We start from the raw sequence: 1,643 nt of genomic DNA on the forward strand, positions 1-1,643 counted from the left end.
CTTGGCGCCGTCGATCGCCGCGGCCTCATAGAGCTGGTCCGGCACCGATTTCAGCGACGCCAGATACATGATCATGAAGAACGGCGCGCCGTACCAGACGTTGACCAGAATGACGGAGAAGCGCGCCCAGGCGGCGTCGCCGGTCCACGGGATCGGGCCTATTCCGAAGAACGACAGCGTATAGTTGAACGCGCTGTAGGAGGGATCGAACAGCCAGAGCCATGCCAGCGTGCTCATGGCGGGCGGGATCACCCACGGCACCAGCAGCATGCCGCGCCATTTGCGCTGGCCCTTGGCCGGAATGTTGTGGACGAAGTGCGCGACGATGAATCCGATCAGCGCCTTGAAGATCACGGCGGTGATGGCGAAGATGCAGGATTGCTTGACGACCAGCCAGAACGTGTCGCGCTTGAACAGGAACTCGAAGTTGCCGAGACCGATGAATCTCTGCATCGACTTGTTCAGGGTCGCCAGATGCAGCGAATAGAACGCGGGATAGATCACCAGAAGTGCGATGAGGATGATCAGCGGTAGCGTCATCAGGAACGCTGCGGTCGATCTGCGCTTGAGCGCCTTCTGCAAGCCGGAGCGTTTTCGCGCCGATCGCGTGGCGCCAATCCCGTCCGGCCGCAATGCCACATCCGCCATGATGCATATTCCTCGCGCAGTTCAGTTCTAAAGAATTCGATGTCGGCACGTGCGAGGGCTGTCCTCGCTCCGTGCCAAGGCGGGAGGAGGCGTCGCCGCAAGACGACCAGCGATCGCTTGCGGCGACACCCTGTCCTCAGCCCCGCATGAAGCCTTCGCACTCGCCTTCGGCCCAGGCGAGCGTCTTTTCCATCGCTTCGCCCTGGTGATAGCGCAGGCACATCTTGGTCAGCGTGGCCTGTGCGTAGATCTGCTGTGCGATCTTCGGCGGCGCGGGCGAGGCTGCAATCGACAGCGTCTGATGCTTGTAGGGGTTCGGGTAGTGATAGAGCGTGCCTTTCGGCGGCCCTTCTTCCTGCCAAACCTTCAAGGTCGTCAGCTTCTCGTAGGCCGGCAGATCGTAGCCGCCGCTTGCGTTGACCATCTTTTCGATGGCGGCCGGCTTCGACAGCTGAACCAGAAGGCTCTTCGCGGCCTCCTTGTTCTTGGAGAAATTCCAGATGCTCCAGAAGTACGGCAGGTAGGGAGCGAAGCGCCCCTTCGGCCCCGCCGGGAAGCCGTGGGTCCAGCATTGCTCCGCAACCTGCGGCGCGTCGCGTTTGGCAACGGCCCAGGCGCTCGGCGGGTTCATGATCATCGCGCCCCTGCCGGAGACCAGCCATTTGTTGTTGGATGCGTCATCCCAGGCTGCAACGTCGGGCGGCAGGAAGCTGATCAGCTTCTTGTAGAATTCAAGGGCTTGACGAACCGCGTCGGTCTTGACGGTGACATTGCCCTTTTCGTCGACGAGCTGGGCGCCGAACTCTGCCAACTCCGCACGAGTGGCCAGGCGTCCGTCGATATAGGAACGCGAGCGTCCTGCGGCGGGGATGACCCTGCGAAGTATGTGCTCGCCCGTTGGCAGGTCGAACCGGGCCTCGACCACCGCCTCTGTCGCACCCGGACGGACCATCGAGACGTCCGAGCGACCTCCCATGAGCAAGGTGATGGCGGTG

At 62.3% G+C, this 1,643-nt stretch carries 2 protein-coding genes; both read right to left on the reverse strand.

Annotation, left to right across the window (positions count from 1 at the left end; all coding sequences use genetic code 11):
• Window positions 1-648 (reverse strand): sugar ABC transporter permease (locus JHD07_RS32530; RefSeq protein WP_291629586.1); only part of this gene is annotated, 648 nt, incomplete at its 3' end.
• 136 nt (window positions 649-784) lie between these two features.
• Window positions 785-1,643: extracellular solute-binding protein (locus tag JHD07_RS32535; RefSeq protein ID WP_291629588.1), on the reverse strand; the 859-nt coding region annotated here is incomplete at its 5' end.

Origin of the sequence: Bradyrhizobium sp., assembly GCF_016462955.1 — a bacterium.
GTDB lineage: Bacteria > Pseudomonadota > Alphaproteobacteria > Rhizobiales > Xanthobacteraceae > Bradyrhizobium.